16 protein-coding genes are annotated in these 17,609 nt (G+C 67.3%); 9 read left to right on the top strand and 7 right to left on the bottom strand.

Annotated elements, in window-relative coordinates; all coding sequences use genetic code 11:
- The 5 genes from CA984_RS09840 to CA984_RS09865 all read left to right on the top strand — a co-directional run.
- Positions 1-175 (top strand): zinc ribbon domain-containing protein (locus tag CA984_RS09840; protein WP_165781185.1); only part of this gene is annotated, 175 nt, incomplete at its 5' end.
- A gap of 631 nt (positions 176-806) precedes the next feature.
- Positions 807-1,181: a VOC family protein gene (locus CA984_RS09850; RefSeq protein WP_086570478.1), complete on the top strand. Its 375-nt coding sequence runs from the start codon at positions 807-809 to the stop codon at positions 1,179-1,181.
- Between the two features lie 195 nt (positions 1,182-1,376).
- Positions 1,377-1,784, top strand: coding sequence for a hypothetical protein (locus CA984_RS09855; RefSeq protein ID WP_086570481.1), 408 nt, complete (start codon positions 1,377-1,379; stop codon positions 1,782-1,784).
- Between the two features lie 56 nt (positions 1,785-1,840).
- Entirely contained in the window at positions 1,841-3,697 is a 1,857-nt protein-coding gene (locus tag CA984_RS09860) for a CocE/NonD family hydrolase (RefSeq protein WP_086570483.1), read from the top strand.
- A 78-nt stretch (positions 3,698-3,775) separates the two neighbouring features.
- Positions 3,776-4,615 (top strand): SDR family oxidoreductase, encoded by an 840-nt coding sequence (locus CA984_RS09865; RefSeq protein WP_086570485.1) that lies wholly within the window; start codon positions 3,776-3,778, stop codon positions 4,613-4,615.
- An 817-nt stretch (positions 4,616-5,432) separates the two neighbouring features.
- On the opposite strand, the gene CA984_RS09875 is transcribed toward CA984_RS09865, so the two are convergent.
- Both CA984_RS09875 and CA984_RS09880 read right to left on the bottom strand, forming a co-directional pair.
- Entirely contained in the window at positions 5,433-5,984 is a 552-nt protein-coding gene (locus tag CA984_RS09875) for a hypothetical protein (protein ID WP_086570489.1), read from the bottom strand.
- 106 nt (positions 5,985-6,090) lie between these two features.
- On the bottom strand, positions 6,091-6,708 hold the full coding sequence (locus CA984_RS09880) for a hypothetical protein (protein WP_086570491.1): 618 nt from the start codon (positions 6,706-6,708) through the stop codon (positions 6,091-6,093).
- A 382-nt stretch (positions 6,709-7,090) separates the two neighbouring features.
- Here CA984_RS09880 and CA984_RS09885 point away from each other — a divergent pair, with 382 nt between their 5' ends.
- Both CA984_RS09885 and CA984_RS09890 read left to right on the top strand, forming a co-directional pair.
- Complete coding sequence (locus CA984_RS09885) at positions 7,091-7,300, top strand: hypothetical protein (RefSeq protein ID WP_207620804.1); 210 nt, start codon at positions 7,091-7,093, stop codon at positions 7,298-7,300.
- A 439-nt stretch (positions 7,301-7,739) separates the two neighbouring features.
- Positions 7,740-9,116: a M4 family metallopeptidase gene (locus CA984_RS09890; RefSeq protein WP_086570493.1), complete on the top strand. Its 1,377-nt coding sequence runs from the start codon at positions 7,740-7,742 to the stop codon at positions 9,114-9,116.
- A gap of 208 nt (positions 9,117-9,324) precedes the next feature.
- Here the strand turns inward: CA984_RS09890 and CA984_RS09895 are convergent, their stop codons facing one another.
- On the bottom strand, positions 9,325-9,972 hold the full coding sequence (locus CA984_RS09895) for a TetR/AcrR family transcriptional regulator (protein ID WP_165781186.1): 648 nt from the start codon (positions 9,970-9,972) through the stop codon (positions 9,325-9,327).
- 76 nt (positions 9,973-10,048) lie between these two features.
- Between CA984_RS09895 and CA984_RS09900 the strand changes: the two genes are divergently transcribed.
- Positions 10,049-10,885 carry an arylamine N-acetyltransferase family protein gene (locus CA984_RS09900; RefSeq protein ID WP_086570497.1) on the top strand — a complete coding sequence of 279 codons (837 nt, stop codon included), beginning with the start codon at positions 10,049-10,051 and terminating at the stop codon, positions 10,883-10,885.
- A gap of 135 nt (positions 10,886-11,020) precedes the next feature.
- Here CA984_RS09900 and CA984_RS09905 read toward each other — a convergent pair whose 3' ends face one another.
- Entirely contained in the window at positions 11,021-12,217 is a 1,197-nt protein-coding gene (locus CA984_RS09905; protein ID WP_108724548.1) for an IS701 family transposase, read from the bottom strand.
- 130 nt (positions 12,218-12,347) lie between these two features.
- Here CA984_RS09905 and CA984_RS09910 point away from each other — a divergent pair, with 130 nt between their 5' ends.
- Positions 12,348-13,328, top strand: a complete 981-nt coding sequence (locus tag CA984_RS09910) for a serine hydrolase domain-containing protein (protein ID WP_086570499.1) — start codon at positions 12,348-12,350, stop codon at positions 13,326-13,328.
- On the opposite strand, the gene dnaE is transcribed toward CA984_RS09910, so the two are convergent.
- The 3 genes from dnaE to CA984_RS09925 form a co-directional block, all read right to left on the bottom strand.
- Positions 13,279-15,975: a DNA polymerase III subunit alpha gene (gene dnaE, locus CA984_RS09915; protein WP_242675843.1), complete on the bottom strand. Its 2,697-nt coding sequence runs from the start codon at positions 15,973-15,975 to the stop codon at positions 13,279-13,281. The two genes, CA984_RS09910 and dnaE, sit on opposite strands and share 50 nt — an antisense overlap.
- A 265-nt stretch (positions 15,976-16,240) precedes the next feature.
- Complete coding sequence (locus tag CA984_RS09920; RefSeq protein ID WP_086570502.1) at positions 16,241-16,714, bottom strand: hypothetical protein; 474 nt, start codon at positions 16,712-16,714, stop codon at positions 16,241-16,243.
- 357 nt (positions 16,715-17,071) lie between these two features.
- Positions 17,072-17,521 carry a sigma-70 factor domain-containing protein gene (locus CA984_RS09925; protein WP_242675844.1) on the bottom strand — a complete coding sequence of 150 codons (450 nt, stop codon included), beginning with the start codon at positions 17,519-17,521 and terminating at the stop codon, positions 17,072-17,074.
- Between the last annotated feature and the right edge of the window lie 88 nt (positions 17,522-17,609).

Consider the following 17,609-nt stretch of genomic DNA (forward strand, 5'->3'; position numbering starts at 1 on the left):
GGCCTACACCTCGCGAGGCTGCTCGGCCTGCGGGCACGTGGACAAGAAGAACCGGCCCGACCAGGAAACCTTTCTCTGTACGTCGTGCGGCTTCGCTGAGCACGCCGACGTCAACGCAGCTCGTAACATCGCCGCACGCGGTGTCACAAGCTGGGCAGTGAGTCACGCTGCCTGACGCGGACCAAACCGTCGAAGCCACCGACGGCGAGGAGCTGCAAGCTCGGTCGTTTACGGCCGAGAAGCTGACTTGATCACTGGCAGGGGGGGCCGGGCGAGCACCTGGGCACTCATGTGGCCGGCGCCGGTGCCCACGGCCGCCTCGACCAGGCAGCCGGCGCGCAGGATCGCCTCCTGGATGATGTCGATCAGCGCAGTTGTACGGTCAGCCCCAAGCGTGCTCCCGGTCCCCAACGCGGCGCATCCAAGAGCGCGTGCTCGCGCGACGTCAGCGTGAGTGCTTGATCAACCCCTCACGCCCGATGTCTTGGAACGACCGAAGTCGCTCCAACTGCTTATCCGGCAGAAACCTCATCCAGATCGACCACTCCAAGCGCTACAGATCACCTAGGTCGTGACGAACCGTAGCGGAGATGATCAATAAGAAGCGTGAAAGCCGAGAAGTCGCAGGTCAGACGTAGATCAGTTGGATTTCCGCCGTTTGCTACGGAAACCCCGTTAAGCCTGTGGTTAACGCGGCGTTGCGGGATCCCGCATTGCCGGCGGCGAGCCGTACCGGCAGTCTTGATCCAGGACGAATCAGCACATGGGAGGGAAAACGTGGCATACAACCATATACGAGCAGATTCATGAACATTATCGGCTCAAAAGTCGTCTTCACCATCGACGATCTGCCGAGGTCCCGCCACTTCTTCACCACTCACCTCGGGTTCCGCGAGATGCTCGACACGCTGGATCTCGTCTGGCTGAACCGCGATGACGCGGCCGTCGACATCATGCTGCACCAGCGCGATCTCGAACGGCCGCCCGAGCGGATCGCCCAGCCGGTGGTGGCGTTCGCGGTCACCGACCTGGTCAAGGAGTCCACGCGCCTGAGCGCCGAGGGCGCGCCCGTCACCACGCGGCTGTGGCGCAGCCCGTGGGGCGAGCGGCTGATGCGCCTGACCGACCCCAACGGCATCGTCGTCGAGCTGACCGAATGGATCCCGCCGAGCGGCGCCTGATCCACCCCACCGGCTCTGCCGGGAGCACACGCCGCTGCTGCGGCCGAGCAACGGCCCGTCCCCATCACACCGCGCACTGACAGGCGCGCCGGATGATGTCAGCGGCCGCGTCAGAGCGGCGACGGTACCGCATCAGGGCGGCCAACGATCGTCAACCTACCGAACTTCGCAACTGATCCCCAGGAGCTCACCACCATGTCCCTCACCCTCACCACCCAGGACAAGCTCACCCTCCGCACCGCCGCCTACGGCGCCGTCACGCTGCTGGCGTCCGCCGACGCCGCCGGCTCGCCGCACAAGGCCGCCACCGCCGGCTCGCTGGCCCTGTACAGCGCGACCGGGCCGGTCGGGCACGTGCTCGCCGAGAAGAAGCCGGGCGTCCACCTGGAGGGCAAGACGGTGGCCGCGATGGCCGACCACGTGCTGCCCGCCCTGACCGCCTCCATGACCCTGCTCACCCAGCAGGACCCGGCCGCGGCCGGAGACTTCCGCCACACCGTCCTGGTCGCCGTCGACGCCGCGGCCCGCTCCCACCGGGGCGAGCCCAGCCCGACCGCGGCCGGGATGACCCGCAAGATCACCGCAGCTCTCGACGCCGTCTGACGCGCCGGTCGGCGCGACCACAGTCGGCCGACTACGAACAACAACCAAGGACGCCCATGGCTGTTCATCCATGGCGAGCCCCGCTCGCCGCACTCCCTCTCGCGGCCGTGACCGCGGTCGCAGGGGCTCCCGCCGCCTCCGCCGGACCGAAGATCGAAGTCTCCGGCGGAGTCACCCAGCCCGTCTTCTCCTACACCGACGCCATCCGCGAGCACGTCCAGGTGCAGTCGCCGCTCGACAGTGACGGCGACGGCAAGAAAGACCTGGTCCGGGTGGACATCATCCGGCCGAAGGGGTCCGGCTCCGGGCTCAAGGTCCCAGTGATCATGCACCAGAGCCCGTACTTCGACAACCCCGGCGTCGGCTTCCAACTGGATCACAAAAAATACGACGCGAACGGCAATCCGACGAAGTTTCCGCTGTTCTATGACAACTACTTCGTGCCCCGCGGCTACGCGTTCGTTTCGGTCGACATGGTCGGCACCCGGCTGTCGGAAGGCTGCCCGACCGGAGGCGGCCCGTCCGACGTGCTGGGCGGCAAAGCGGTCATCGACTGGCTGAACGACCGCGCACCCGCCTACGACGACAACGGCGACCCGGTGAAGGCCACATGGACCACTGGCCGCACCGGCATGATCGGTCACTCCTACGAGGGCGCGTTGGCCATCGGGGTGGCGGGCACCGGGGTGGCCGGGCTGGAAACGATCGTGCCGCTCGCCGCGCCGAGCAGTTGGTACGACATGTGGCGAGCGAACGGCACCCTCACGGACTTCAAGGGCGGGCAGGCGTGGCTGGCCAAGCGGGTCGACGCCGATCCGCCCGAGAAGTGCGCGGCGGTGCACCAGCGGATGACCGCCGGCTCGGACGACGCCACCGGCGACTACAACGCCTACTGGGACGAGCTCGACTACCGGGACGGGCCGATCTCGAGCGCACGCAACGTGCGCGCCAGCGTCTTCCCGATGGTGGGCATGCACGACCGCAACGTGATGGGCAACCAGTTCTCCAAGTGGTGGGCCGTGCTGCCCCGCCGCGTCGAGCGCAAGGTGTGGGTCACGCAGTATGGTCACCTGGACCCGTTCTGGGCGCGGCGCGACGCGTGGGTCGACACCCTGCACAAGTGGTTCGACCATGAGCTGATGGGCGTGGCCAACGACATCATGCGCCAGCCGCGCGCCGACGTGCAGCTCGGCCCGGACCACTGGATCACCCAGACCGACTGGCCGGCACAGGCGCGTACGGTGACCCTGAGGCCGCGGCAGGACGGCTCGCTGGTCCGCAGCCCCTCCAAGGGCACGGGTAGCTTCCTCGACACCAAGCAGGCCGAACTCGCGATGGCCGAGAGCCCCGCCACCGTCAACCCGAACCGGCTGGCCTACCTGACACCGCCGCTGAAGAAGGCGGTGCGGTTGTCCGGGACGCCGGAGGTGAGCCTCAAGGTCAAGCTCGACAAGCCCGCCGCCAACCTGGGCGTCCTGCTCGTCGACTACGGCACCGACACCCGCATCCACGGCGTCGACCCCGCCCAGGGGCAAGGCCTCAAGCTCATCGACGGACACGACTGCGTCGGCGAGGGCACGGCCGACGACGACGGCTGTTACCTCAGGGCCGGGGACAACACGATCACCTCCGGCTTCCAGGTGGTCTCCCGCGGCATCATCGACGCGCAGAACCGCAGGTCGCTGAGCCGTCCGGCACCTTTGGCCCCGGGCCGGCCGTACCAGATCACCTGGGAGATGCTGCCGCAGGACTACGAGTTCAAGGCGGGGCACCGGCTGGGTCTGGTGCTGACCGGAACCAACGCCGACCTGGACCAGGCCGTCCTCGGCGAGGGCGAAACCGCCACCGGGGCCAGGGTCACCGTCGACCTGGCCGGCACCTCGATCGCGCTGCCGCTGGTGACCTCCGGCTGACAGCCAGCCGGGTTTCCCTTCCCTCATGCAGGACAAGGCGGTTCGTCTTGTCTCCTACTAGTTCAGGAGTATCCGCATATGCAAACCACCTGGCTCATCACCGGTGCCAGCCGCGGTCTGGGCCGCGCCTACGCCGATGCCGCGCTGGAGCGCGGTGACCAGGTCGTCGCCGTCTCCCGAAGCGTCGTGCGCGGCGACTTCCACGACGCCCACGGCGACCGCGTGCTGCCCTTGGCCGTCGACGTGACCGACCGGGACGCCGTGTTCGCCGCGGTATCCACCGCGGTCGAGCGCTTCGGGCGCCTCGACATCGTGGTGAACAACGCCGGGACCATGTCCTCGGGCATGGTGGAGGAGTTCACCGAGGCCGAAGCCCGCGCCCAGCTGGAGGTCAACTTCTTCGGCGCGCTGTGGGTCAGCCAGGCGGCCCTGGGACGGATGCGCGAGCAGGGGGCCGGGCACATCGTCCAGATTTCCAGCATCGGCGGCCTGGGAGGCTTCCCGAGCACGGGGTTGTACAGCGCGAGCAAATTCGCGCTGGAGGGCATGAGTGAGGCGCTGGCGATGGAGGCGGCGGCCTTCGGGGTGAAGGTCACCATCGTCCAGCCGGGCGGCTACTGGACCGATCTGTACACCAGCATGACCTCGACCGCTCCGGCGGAGCCGTACGACCCGCTCCGTGGCGAGCTGGCCAAGCAGTGGGCCGAGGGGTCGATCGACAGCGATCCGAGGCTGGCCGCCGAGGCGATGCTGAAGCTGGTCGACAGCCCGGAGCCGCCGCTGCGGTTGCTGCTCGGGAGCATGGTGTACGACCTGGCCTTTGACATCTCGCGTCGGCGGATGAAGGAGTGGGCGGGCTGGGAGGAGGTCAGCCGGGCCGCCGAGCACGCCGTACCCGCTCCCGGGAGCACCGGCTGACCTTGATGCGGTCCGGCCTGGGCGGATGTTTCGCCGACGCGCTCAAGGCGCGCCGAACCGTGCGGCGCGCCGAGAGAGGTGACGGTGTCGGATCGTGGTCGGCCCGGTGGCCTGGCGTCGCGCGAATGTCGGGGTTAACGGGACCGCGGTAGCAGTGGAAATACTAAAGATCGTGCTACCGCGCCGTGGCCGCGGCATGGCCCTCTCCTCGGGGGCCATGCCGCGGCCACGGCACCCCAGGCACTCTAAGTTGTAGATCCAGCACGTAGAGCGACTATCTCTGATAGCTGTGATCCATGCCCACCTCGATGCGGCGCACCGCCGCCGTCTTCACCCTGCCCTCGCCCTGGCCGTCCTCGCCGCCCCCGCCGGTGCCGCCGCCCACAGCGCTACTGGCGGCTGGGGCCGCGTTCGGGAGAAGACCCCCTCACTTGGTGACGCGACCGCAGCGCGGCGCTGACGGCGGACACCACGTTGAAGGCCATCGCCGAGGACCTCCACGTGGGCTACGAATGGCTACGGCAAAGAATCAAGGTATACCGACCAAGCACGGCGATCTTCCTGCAGGCGTTCAACTGCCCTACCGGCGCTGGGACAAGGACAAGTTCCTCGCCGAGGTGTGGCTCAGCATCAACACCCGGGCGTAACCCCAACGCACGAAGCCCAGGTCGAGCGGCCGGGGCTTCGTCATGTCCGGAAGAGCGGTGTGTTGATGATCGGGGTCATCGGCAGCATCACCCGCGCCGCACTCGTCCTTACCCATTTCGAGTATGGCTGACTCATTTGAAAGTCGCTGAGATCACCTCATTGAATTGAATCAGTCCTGGGGAAGTTGAACCAGCAGCCCTTGCGAGGTGAAAAAGTCATGGTCGAGGAATCGCCCAGCAACTCTTCCCAAGATGCATAGATACTCCTCCAACTGTCCTTCTTCCGACGTAATATCGTATGCCAGATCCTCCCAGTAAATTCGGTATTCTTCCTCATCGTAGATGGTTCCGGTACATATCCCGTCGTGGGTGTAGAATAGTTCTTCGATTTCGTCGATGCCGCGGATATATGAGACGTCGAAAACGCGCTGGCCGCCGAGACTAAGCGCATCCGAAGATGACATCAAGCCGTTGAGATATAGAACTAGAGACCAGCCAGGAGCAAGGCGGGTGATCCAAGCCTGCTGCGGTTCCCCGGACTTAGAACCGTACGACCTTACGGCAGTCTGAAAGTTGCACGCGACTGTCGCCTCTATTACGACTTGCAGTCGCTGGGCTACCTCGTTGATGTCTTCGATACTGACCCACTGGGCCATAAAGAAGCCATGGATTCCATGTTCGAGCAGGAGAAGCTGTTGATTTTCGACAGGCAAGGCATTCATAGAGGATATCCAGGTTCTGCATGATGCGTGTCGAGATGGTAAGGGGCGAGAAGTGCCATCGTATCACTCCTCACCCCTTATCCAGAATGGGTTCATCTGGTCAATCTTAAGGTTCGATGAGCACCCAGAAGCTGTTGCCTTCCCCTACTCGAAATTCTCCATAGAACGTTTCGAGCCTTGATCCATGGAGATTGTTTTGGCGGTTATTTAAGGCTTTCACGGTCCTGTGTGTATGCGAGATGCGGCTCCGCACGTACGCGCGCTTGCTGTTGTGCGCTTCGTCGTCATCGCCGTCATCAAGCCCGAACGCGCGGCAGACCTTCGGCAGGTCGTACGATCTCACCGGATGAAGCGCGTCGGCGATCGCATCACGAAGCTGAATGGTCAAGGTTCCGGTGCCGCCCAGTTCAGCTTTGGCGAAGGGGTCGGCCAGCATCGCGGCGACCGTCACCCCATGGCGAGGACTACCGCCAAAGACCTTCATCTTGTCCATTTCGGTGGCGATGGCCTGTAAGTCAGCGGGCTGGAACAGATTCAGGGAGATCGGACGCACTCGCAGTACCACGGTCTCCGTCTGGTCGAAGGGGTTCGAGACGGCCGACTCCGCATCTTGCACCAGCGACAACAGCCGCGCCGCGCGTTGATTACCCGCCTGCAGCAGAAGCTCAGAGAGTGTGGCGAGCTCTCTGCTCCAGAGGCCAACACCGCCACGACCATTCGACATGTTCATCACTGTATGAGCTGAGACTGACGATCTCCCATACCAGCAAAGGCGTTCCGTGGTTTCCTCACAGACCGGGCAGTGTTGAGACTTGCGAGAAGACCCATTCCCGTGAGCCGGGAACCCGTTCGTGGCGTGCGCCTATCCCGGAAGACCAACTTTTGGGCGCTCGGGGACACCTTCGTCGGCATCCCTACACGGGTAAGCAACAGTTCTTGAGTTGAAGGCGCTGAATCCTCCTCACCCTGCACGCGCACTGCCTGCGAACTGCGTCTTCTCCCATTTGCCAGATCGATCACCGCGGACCGACGTAGCTTCACTCTGGGTGAAGCTATTGTCACCGGAGTGATGGAGTGGCGGTGGCGGTGAAGTCGGGAGGTGTGGGTTGGCGCTGGGAATCGTACGAGACCTACGCGAGCACCGGGCCCCAGGCAGCGAAGAAGATCTCGTCGCCTTCGAGATCGACGTCCTGGCAGGGTTCGTCCTAGACCGCCCCTCAGCAGGGCTGACCGACAGCACCATTCGCAACGACGCCAATCATCTGGAGCTGATCCGGGACTGGTTCGGGGTCTTGGGACTATCCGGCTGGAATTGAACGTTAAGCCTTCCGCTGCTGGTCAGCGTGGGGTCAGTAGTCTCCGAAGACGCCGATCGAGAGGGCTTTTCCGAGGCTTGGATGCCGACTTCCCACAGCTCAGAACGCGCCGGTCGGTCTTAACGTTCAATCCTGCGGAAATAGTCCCAGCACCCCGGTTTCTTCACAGTAGGCCAGACGGCCAAAGCTGAATCATCTTCCTGTACACGCAGGTCAGGCCCTACTTCGTTGGATTCACGGCCGAAACTACGAGGACCCCTCCCGGCGGCCGGCACACGTTTTCCGGCCCCGGCCCGTGCGCCCGTCGAGAGCGCTATACACGCCATACGTCCGAAATATGGGGATTTGCAGGGTTGTCCGCCCCTCGAGTCGATGTCACCGTTAGGGCAGCCCTGGCCGGCCACGGCTCCTTGCGCTTGCGGACAAGGAGTCATCGCGTATGAACCCCAAAACCACGCTGGGAGCGTTCGCTCTCATGATGGTCGTCGCCATGGGCGCGACGGCGCCGGCGAGCGGCGCGGAGACCACGAGCACGGTGTCCCGGCTCGCCACGGCACACAGTGCGGGCACGGACGGGAGCCTCTCCTCCGGCCAGGCGCTCCTGGGCTCAGGTAACAGTCACTTCAACGGCAACCCGGTAACCATCCAGACCACGAACTCCGGGAGCCTGTACTCCCTGAACGACCCCACCCGCCCTGCTCTGAGCTGCGGCCGTCTCAACGGCCCTGTCTTCACCAAGACGAGCGACACCTGGGGCGACGGAACCGGCACCAGCCTGGAGACCGCCTGCGTCGACGTCATGTTCGCCGCGCAGAAACACTGGGACATGCTGCGCAACTGGCTGGGACGCAACGGCGTCGACGGAGCCGGCCGCTCCTACCCGGCGTCCGTCGGCCTGAACAACGTCAACGCCTACTGGGACGGCACCCGCACCGTCTTCGGCCACAACAGCGCCCACACCAAGCAGCTCACCTCACTCGACGTGGTCGGCTATCAGTACGGCCTCGCCGTCTATGAAATGTCCGGTTCCGATGACGGGAACGGCGCGGAGGCGCTGGATCTCAACAGGTCGGCCGCCGACATCTTCGGCACCCTGACCGAGCACTACGTCAACCACCCCCTCGCCCTGGATGAGCCCGACTATCTGATCGGCGAGGAGGTGAACACGGTGGGCACGGGACCGCTCATCCACATGTACAACCCCTCGCTGACGGGGCAGTCGAACTGCTACGGCTCTCTCCTGCCGCCCCCCGGCGGGGGACCGCAGGACCACTGGTTCTACCTGCTCGCCGAGGGCACCAACCCGCCGGGCAAACCCGCCAGCCCGGTCTGCGCCGGCCCGTCCACGCTGGTCGGCATCGGCATCCAGAAAGCCGCCCGGATCTTCTATCTGGGGATCCAGCGCAAGTCCCTTGGCTGGTCATACGCCAGGGCACGTGTGGCCACCATGCAGGCCGCCAAAAACCTCTATGGCTGCCCCGAGATGAACGCGACCAGGGCCGCGTGGACCGCCATCCGCGTCCCCGTCCAGGCCGGCGAGCCGACCTGCTCGATGCCCGCTCCCACTCCTTCCGCTACTCCCAGTCCTACCAGCCCTTCCGGTCCCTCCCCCTCTCTCAGCGGGATCACGGTCGACCCGCCCTCGGCCAGGGTCAGCCCCGGTGGATCCACCACCGTCCAGATCAAGCTGTCGCCCGGCACGGCCCAGCAGGTGACCCTGTCCGCCAGCGGCAGCCCTGCGGGGACGACCGGCCGCCACCGGCGAATCCCACGTGCTGGCCCTGCTGCGCCACGGCAAGCCTGGTTTTGTAGGTGACTCCCGACAGCGTTTGTAGGCCAGCCACGGCAGCGGCGTCTGTTGGCGTCAGGGTGTGTTGCTGGGTTTTGACAGCGCCCGAGTACTTGCGATGGAGCTATCGAGCTGCTGCGCAGTATGAGGGAGCCCTTGTGCCTCCGATGTCCGATGAGTTCGGCGGGACGCGCTGACCTGGATGGATCAGGGCTGACCATGGTGAAGGTGACCATCAATCGCCGCCGAGGTCGGCCAGGCCGATGTCGCTGTCGGGCAGTTGCTGGATGTCCGGGTGGGCACGTAGGCCGTCGAGCATGAGTGTCAGGTAGCGGTCCACGCTGCGCTGGGTGAGCTCGGCACGCAGGCCAGGGATCGGCCGCAGCAGCAGGGCCATCATCAGCGTCAGGTCGCCGGCGTCCACATCGTGGCGCAGGTCACCGTCGGCTTGGGCGCGGCGGACGAGCCGACCGAGGATCTTCAGCAGGATCTGGCGCAGCCGCCGTTCCTCGGGGTCGTCGCGGACTTGTTCCCAGGTGCTGGTGAACCAGATCGACAACCAGGTGGCCAGCCGCAGCTCGGCGGCGGCCCGGCGGATGAAGCGCGACAGCGCCCGCCAGGCGTCTGACTCCTCGTCCTCGGCGTCGCGCACGATGGCGACCACGCGGTGGAAGCCGTCCAGCGCGACCTCGCGCACCAGCGCCTCGCGGTCGGGAAAGCGGCGGTAGAGAGTGGCGGTCCCGACGCCGGCGCGGCGGGCCACCTCCTCCATTGGCACCTCGGCGCCGCGCTCGGCGATGAGGGCGCGGGCGGCCTCGATGATCTGTTCGCGGTTGAGCCTGGCGTCGGCTCGGAGCTTGCGGCCAGGGCTCTCGTTGTTCACTCCAGCAGTATACGGGTGGGTATCCCTCATTTATGCTAAATAAGTGGTGGATCTTCTTTCACTTATGGAGGCAGAGATGACCATCGACCCGATACTCCACAGGATCGGGCACCGCGGGCCCGTGGCCGCCGACCTGGAGACGCTGTTCGCCCTGCACCGGGCCTGGCGGCAGGCCGTGCCATACGAGAACCTCGACATCCAGCTCGGCAGGCCGATCAGTCTCGAACCGGACGCGCTGTTCGACAAACTCGTGCGGCGGCGACGCGGCGGCTACTGCTACGAGCAGAACGCCGGCCTGGCCATGCTGCTACGCCTGGCCGGCTTCCAGGTGACGATGGTGGAGGCCGGTGTCTTGCGCGCGGCCCGGGGCGAGGCGATGTGGGGCAACCACAACGCGCTGCTGGTCGACCTCGACGGTCGCCGCTGGCTGGCCGACGCGGGCATCGGGGACGGCTTCGTCGAGCCGCTGCCGCTGCGCGAGGGGCCGCACCCCCAGGGGGATCTGACGTACCGGCTGGAGCGGCTCGACCCGGACACCTGGCGCTTCCACCATCACCCCGGCGGATCGATCGCCTCCTATGACTTTCGGCTGCTACCGCGCGAGACCGCCGACTTCGCCGCCCGATGCCGGGAACTGTCCACCTCCGCCGAGTCGGCGTATGTCACCACGCTCATGGCCGCCCGACCGGTCGCCGGGCATACCCTGCTCCTGCTGTCACGCACGCTGCGCCGACTGGGCACCGACGGCAGGACGTCCCGGACCATCGGCGACGCAGCGGAGTTTGCCAGGACGCTCTCCACGGACTTCCTCGTCCCGCTCAACGAGCTCGGCCAGGACGGGGTCGCTCGGCTCTGGTGCAAGACAGGCACTCAAGACGACCTGTGGCGCGCACGCGTCAGCGACATCCCCTAGTAGTGCTTTGTTAAGTGGCTAGGGCGGCTAGTAGTGCTTTGTTAAGTGGCTAGGGCGGCCGTTGGTGACAGGTCGGGCATCGGCCTGTCCAGGCTGCCAGCAGCGCCTGCAGCTCTTTGAGGACCCGGTAGAGCGTCAGGCCGCCCCGACCGCTTTTGGGCTGCTCAAGCGCAGCTCGGTGCAGAACAAGTGCGCGGCGCTGACCAAGGTGACGTGCCGATGCCACCCAGTCCAGGAGCGGCCTTCGAAGTGGTCCAAACCCAGGCCGGTCTTCAGTTCGCGGTAGTCGTGCTCGATCCGCCAGCGGATCTTGACCAAGGTGACCAACTGCGCCGCCGGCGTGTCGGCGGGCAGGTTGGACAGCCAGTACTTGACCGGCTCGACCGCGCCGTCGGGCCATTGCGCGATCACCTGACTGACCGGCAGCGAACCGTCATCGGCCAGACGGGGCCTGCGGCTGGCCACCCGGACCGCCACGATCACAAACTGCGAGGTCAGTGATCCTTTGGAGCCGGCCCGCCAGGTCAGCGTCACCGCTGCGGCACGGCCCGCGGCCAACACGTGCTCACGCAGGCTGACCGGCTTACTGCGATAACGCGGCTGGGGATGCGGCCCCAACCCCGAGTAGGTGATCGTCTCGGGCTGGGCGCACACGCCATGGGCGGTGACCGCGCCTTTGACCTGCACCACATAGGCCAGGCCGCGCATCTCCAGGGCGGTGCGCAGGTGCGCGTTGTCGCCGTATCCGGCATCGGCCACCACCACCGGCGGCGCCAGGCCCCACCCCGCGAGTTCGTCGAGCATCTCCACGGCCATCTGCCATTTGGGACGATGCCGCTCGCTGTCGGGGATGACGCAGCGGGCGCGGCGCAAGCCGACCCGCTCAGCGCTGTGCGGATCGGCCGCTTGGCCCGCATCCCAGGACGCGGGCAGATACAAACGCCAGTTCAGCGGACAGGAGAGCGTATCGGTGACGGCATGCACACTCACGCCGATCTGGCAGTTGCCGACCTTGCCCAGCGTGCCGCAGTACTGCCGGGCCACACACGGTGAGGCGCTGCCGTCCTTGGGGAAGCCGGTGTCGTCGATCACCCACGCGCGCGGGATGATCACCTCGACCGCGCGGACGGCCAGGCGCTGCCGTACCGCACGGAAGTCCCAGGTGGAGGAGGTGACGAACTGCTGCAGTCCCTGGTGATCCACGCCGAGGCGCTCGGCCATCGGCTGCATCGACTTGCGGCGACCGTCCAAAAGCAGTCCCCGCAGGTAGGTCAGGCCCTTGACCCGTTGGTCGGAGCGGGGCAACGGGGTGAACACCTCAGTAGCGAACATCTCCAGCCGCTGACGGATGTGAAGGAGTTGTTTGGGGGTCACGACCGGATCGAACCACCACCCGGCCAACCCGACCAGCCATAACAGGCTGACCTAACAAAGCACTACTAGGCACTGGAAGGATCATGTCGTGTCCCAACTGCACCAGCGCATGACAGCCCTTATCTCCGAAGCCGGCTACCGCAGTGACGAATCGATCGTGGTCGGGATGCAGCAACGCGGCGCGCCACCCATCCTCCTGGCCCAGGGGCTGACATCCACCGGTGGGTCGATGACCGCCGCGACGCTTACCTACGCGGCGTCTCTGTCGAAGCAGATGACCGCGGCCTGCGCGGCGCTGCTTGCCCAACATGGCGCGCTGGACATGGAATCGCCCCTGTCACGCTGGCTGCCCCAGCTGCCGGCATGGGCCGGCACCGTCCGACTCCGGCACCTTGCCCATCACACAGCGGCCCTTCCCGCCGACTCCGAGATCGATGCCATCATCGCCGGCGACGCCGATCGGACCACCCCAGGCATCATCCGAGCACTCACCCAGTTCCCGGCCCTGGACCGCCAGCCGGGCACCGAACACGTTTATTCCAACGCCGGATACGTCTGCCTAGCCGCGGTGGTGGAACGAGCGGCGGACATGCCGCTGCCCGACTTCGCCCGGCGCCACCTCTTCGGTCCGCTGGAGATGGCCGACACCCGCTACTGGCCCGGACCTGACCCCATGCCCGCGGGTGCCGCGCCGCTTGCCCGTCTTCATCCCGCCCCGCTGTCCCTGGGGGACGGAGGGGTATGGACAACCCTCAGCGATCTGCTGCGCTGGGGCCAGGCGCTCAACGCCGACGAACTCGGCATCTCGGGGCTCATGCAGACCCCAGGACGCCTCGATGACGGAACACCGATCGACTACGCCTGGGGCATCGGAGTCCGGTCACACGCCGGGCACCGCGTCTATCGGCACGGAGGAGGCTGGATAGGTCTGCGTGCCCTACACGTCCGAGTACCCGACCTGGATCTGAGCGTGGCTCTCATTGCGATCAACGATCACACCGAACGCCGGGTCCCGCTGCTCAACAGCCTTCTCGATGAGATAACCAAACTCGGCCTCCCACCCCGTTGAAGGATGGGCAGAAGTGATTCCTGTCACACATCACGGCAGGAAACGCAACACGAGTGGTCGTGTCGATCGCGAACATGATCGCCGCCCAACCGCGGGGGAGGGGTTCAACCCGATACGGGCCGGCGCTGTGGTTGACATCCAGCGGCAAGATCGTGACGCCGCGGCGGCGGACGTCGGCCAGCAGCAGCCGCTTGGGATACATGCCCGGATCATGGGTGAGCACCGCGGCGTAGAAGGCGGCCGGATGGTGGGCTTTCAGCCAGGCCGACTGCAGGGTGGGCAGGGCGAAGGCGGCCGCGTGGGCTTTGGCGAAACCGAATGAGCCGAAGCCGGCCAGAGTCCGCCAGACATGCTCGACGACCGTGGGGTCGTAGCCGCGGGCGGCCGCCGCGCCGGTGAACCAGGCGCCCATCCGCTCCGCTTCGCTGGTGTCGGCCAGAGCACGGCGAACTTCGTCGGCGTCACCGAGCTCGCAGCCGGTCATGATGGCGATGATGCGGATCACCTGCTCATGGAAGACGACCACGCCGCAGGTTTCGGCCAGCACCGGGGCCAGATCCGCATGCGGATAGCCGACCTGGCGGTGGCCGTGCCGGACGGCGAGAAACGGCGTGATCATGTCGGCCGCGACCGGGCCGGGGCGAAACAGCGAGATGCCGATGATGAGGTCACCGAAGTGCCCGGACTGCAGGCGGCTCAGCAGATCGCGCTGGCCGGGCGACTCGATCTGAAAGCAGCCCACCGTCTCGGCCGAGCGGATCAGTTCGAAGGCGGCCGGATCGTCCAGCGGTACCTGGGCAGGGTCGTCGATGGCGACGCTGTGGCCTTCCACCCGATCAATCTCGGCCACCGCGTGGGCGATCGCCGACTGCATCCGTACCCCCAGCACGTCGAGCTTGAGCAGTCCGAGCGCTTCGACGTCGTCCTTGTCGAACTGGCTCATCATCAGGCCGCCGCCCGCACCGGTCGGCACGGACTGGACGGGGCTGCGATCCAGCAAGGTGGCGTCGGAGACGATGATCCCGCACGGATGCATCCCTTGCTGGCGGGGCAGGCCGTCCAGGGCCTCCACCAGGTCCCACAACAGCCGCAGCCGGCCGGGGCGGATGCCGCGCGCGGCCAGCTGCGGCAGCTCGGCCATCGCCCGGCGCGCGTCCCGGGCCCGGATGTGCGGGAAGGCCGTGGCCAGGGCGTCGATCTCACCCGGGTCCACGCCGAGCGCGGCGCCGGCGTCGCGGATGGCGCTGCGCACCCGGTAGGTGGCGGGCGCCGCCACCGCGGCGACTCGCTCGGGCCCGTAGCGGCCGAGGATCGCCCGATACACCTCCAGACGGCGCGTCGATTCCACATCCAGGTCGACGTCGGGTAGCGAGCGGCGCCGCACCGACAAAAACCGCTCCATCAGCAGATCGTGCCGGAGCGGATCCACCCCGGAGATGCCGAGGGCGTAGGCGACCAGGCTGCCCGCAGCCGACCCGCGGGCGGCCACCCGCACCCCCATCGCGCGGATCATGCCGACGATCTCGGCGATCGTCAGGAAATACGGCGCGTACCCCAGCTGCGCGATCACGGCCAGCTCGTCTTGCAGCCGTCGCAGCGCCGCCCGATCCGTGCCCAGTGTCCGCGCGTTCAGGCCGGCCTCGCAGCGAACGCGCAACACCCCGTCGACGCCGCCGTCGACGGCGGGATCGGTGCTGAGGACGCCGAGCAGGTGCGGCTCGGGAAAATGCACCCGCCGCTCGCCGATCCCCAGATCGGTGACCGGATCCAGCGTGCATGCCCGGGCGGCGGCCAGGGTGCACGCCAGCAGATGCCCGGCGGCCGCCGGGGCCAGGCCGGCGGCCGCGGTGATCTGCTCGGCCATCCGCGTCATCTCGGCAGGGGATTTGAGGTAGGCCTCGGCGTTGGCATGACGGGCGCGGCTGACCGGCAGGCGGCGACGGCAGGCCGCCAGCACGTCTCCCACCCGGGCTGCGGATCGCTCGGCGTAGCGCACCGCGTTGGTCAGCACCGGCACGGCTCGCTGCTGGGTGGAAAAAGCCAGCATGCGCCCGGCCAGGACGAGCGAGCCCGGCCCAGGAGCGGGGGACAGGTGGCAGACGACCTCCACCCGGACGGCGTCCCGGCCGACGCTGTCCTGCCAGGCGTGCAGCCGCCTGAGCGCCGTCTCGGCGTCGCGGTCGATGATCGCGCCGCCGACGTCGGAGTCCGGGCCCAGCAGCACCAGCAACCCGCCCCGGCCGGCGTGGGCGGCCAGCATCTGACGGCTCAGGAACGGCTCGTCGCGGTCGGCGGCGTGCGCCGCCGAGACCATCCGGCACAACGCGCTCCACCCCGAGGTGTCCCGCACCAGGAACGTCGCCCGGCACCGGCCGGCGGCATCGCCCGGGGGCGTGCCCCGCCGCTGCCCGGACGGCGGACCGTCGACGGCGACGGCCAGGTTGGCGCCGAGCAGCGGCCGCACTCCCGCGCCCGCGCATGCCTGGGCGAAGCGGACCGTGCCGGCCAGGCTGTCGCGGTCGGTCAACGCCAGCATGCTCATGCCCAACTCGCCGGCGCGGGCGACCAACGCGTGCGGCTGCGAGGCCCCGTACAGCAGGGAGAACCCGCTGGCGACGTGCAGATGGGCGAACTCGCTCCCCGGCACTGGTCCCGCCTTTCAGGAGCGGGCCGGGAGGCATCCCGCATCGAATACATGTTCGATCAGTATGCGCCGGCGGTCACGTCGATGGGCTGTTCGACGCGCCCGCACCCGCAAGCGGAGCGCGCTCATTTCCTACCGCGCAGGGGAGCGCCGGAGCTTCTCCGGGCCGGCCTTGTCGGATCGGAGACTGAAACGCGCCGGCAACTCGATCCAACCCGCCACTTTCAGCCCGCGCCAAGCACCGGCCGCACCGCAGATGAGCGGCTCATCACTCAGATGCCCGCAGGCGCGGCACCGGCCGGTAGTCCTGGCCGTCCAGCCGCTGAACCTCCGCCGCCGGAACACGGCGGCCGACGACCCGCGGCCGCCGCGGCGACAAAGCCGGGTCATCGACGATCCGCAGGAGGTCAGCCCACCACATCCGCGGGCCGCTCTGCCACCAGGCACTCAAAAACAGCGACGCCCCCTCATACGTCACCAGCGGCGGCGCAGTCAGCATGCGGCCGCAGGCGCCACGGAAAACGTCGTAGTTCTGGCCGTCGATCATGTCGATGTCGCCGATCAGCACCTGCGCGCCGGCCAGGACGGGTTCACCGAGCGGCTCGCCGCTGTCGTTGTTGTGCACCCAGGCGACGTCGACCACCGGTGGCCCGTCCGGCGAGGCCCGCTTACCGCACCACAGCACCACCGCGCTGCGATAGATCACCAGCGGCGGCAGCGGAAGAGGACCCAGGTCACGCACATGGCGAGCCTACCGGCCCATCACCTGATTTCCGATCACCCGTTCGAAAGACCCTCCGAACGCCGACCTCGATCCGCAGGTCACCCGCCAGGAGGTGACCCGCGCGTGCTCACCGAACCGGCCAGGTGGTCTGCGGCGAAGGGGGAAAACAGATCTCGCAGGTAACGGCCGAGCAGGCCACCGCGCAGCCTGGGCGCCCGCACCAGTGCCGGGCCGCCGAAGCGGCGATCTCACCGCAGGCCGCAGTGTGGATCGGGGTGGGGCTGATGGCCTCGTTCAGCGAACTACTCCTGCAAGCATCTTCATGATGGGCACGGCTCGGTGCCCCGGGCACAGCGGCCGGTGACCGGCTGGTGATTATGCCGTGGAATGCGCGCCCACCGATAGCGCCGCAACCAGGCAAGCAGCCAAAGGCGTCGACCGGAGGGCGCGCAGACGCCGACCACGACGCATGGGGGAGTGGGCAGCACCGCGCTCAGCGAACGCGGCGTGCAGCCGGAGGTTGGCCTCCAGCAGGTGATTCTTGGCGCGCATGCCGTCTTCGGCCAGCCATTTCAGCTCCGCCCGCACATCCGCGGACGGCGCCTTGGCGTCGGTGCCGAGGGACTCGGCGGCGAACAGCCCGGCCTCGATGCGCCGGGCGAGCTCGACCTCCTGCTCGGCCGACAGCAGCGCGACCTTGCCGATCCGCCGGAGGTAGTCCTTGACCAGATCGGAGCTGGCGGCGGTCGCCGCGGCATTGGAGGCGCGGTCCTCTTCGTCGTGGTCGGACAGGATCAGCACGTCGTCATCGATGGTGGTCGTCACAGCGGCGGCACCTTTCCCGGGGCGAAACCTGTGCCGATCACGGTATGTCGCACACGGGCATACTGCGGTCACTACCACCACCTCCGCC

Source organism: Streptosporangium minutum, from assembly GCF_002149035.1.
Classification (GTDB): domain Bacteria; phylum Actinomycetota; class Actinomycetes; order Streptosporangiales; family Streptosporangiaceae; genus Streptosporangium; species Streptosporangium minutum.

What these genes read in the sequence shown, in the direction of transcription:
- CA984_RS09855 (WP_086570481.1), top strand. Translation starts at nt 1,377, where the DNA reads ATGTCCCTCACCCTCACCACCCAGGACAAGCTCACCCTCCGCACCGCC.
- CA984_RS09905 (WP_108724548.1), bottom strand. Translation starts at nt 12,217, where the DNA reads ATGTTCGCTACTGAGGTGTTCACCCCGTTGCCCCGCTCCGACCAACGG.
- CA984_RS09850 (WP_086570478.1), top strand. Translation starts at nt 807, where the DNA reads ATGAACATTATCGGCTCAAAAGTCGTCTTCACCATCGACGATCTGCCG.
- CA984_RS09890 (WP_086570493.1), top strand. Translation starts at nt 7,740, where the DNA reads ATGAACCCCAAAACCACGCTGGGAGCGTTCGCTCTCATGATGGTCGTC.
- CA984_RS09875 (WP_086570489.1), bottom strand. Translation starts at nt 5,984, where the DNA reads ATGAATGCCTTGCCTGTCGAAAATCAACAGCTTCTCCTGCTCGAACAT.
- CA984_RS09900 (WP_086570497.1), top strand. Translation starts at nt 10,049, where the DNA reads ATGACCATCGACCCGATACTCCACAGGATCGGGCACCGCGGGCCCGTG.
- CA984_RS09860 (WP_086570483.1), top strand. Translation starts at nt 1,841, where the DNA reads ATGGCTGTTCATCCATGGCGAGCCCCGCTCGCCGCACTCCCTCTCGCG.
- CA984_RS09865 (WP_086570485.1), top strand. Translation starts at nt 3,776, where the DNA reads ATGCAAACCACCTGGCTCATCACCGGTGCCAGCCGCGGTCTGGGCCGC.
- CA984_RS09880 (WP_086570491.1), bottom strand. Translation starts at nt 6,708, where the DNA reads ATGTCGAATGGTCGTGGCGGTGTTGGCCTCTGGAGCAGAGAGCTCGCC.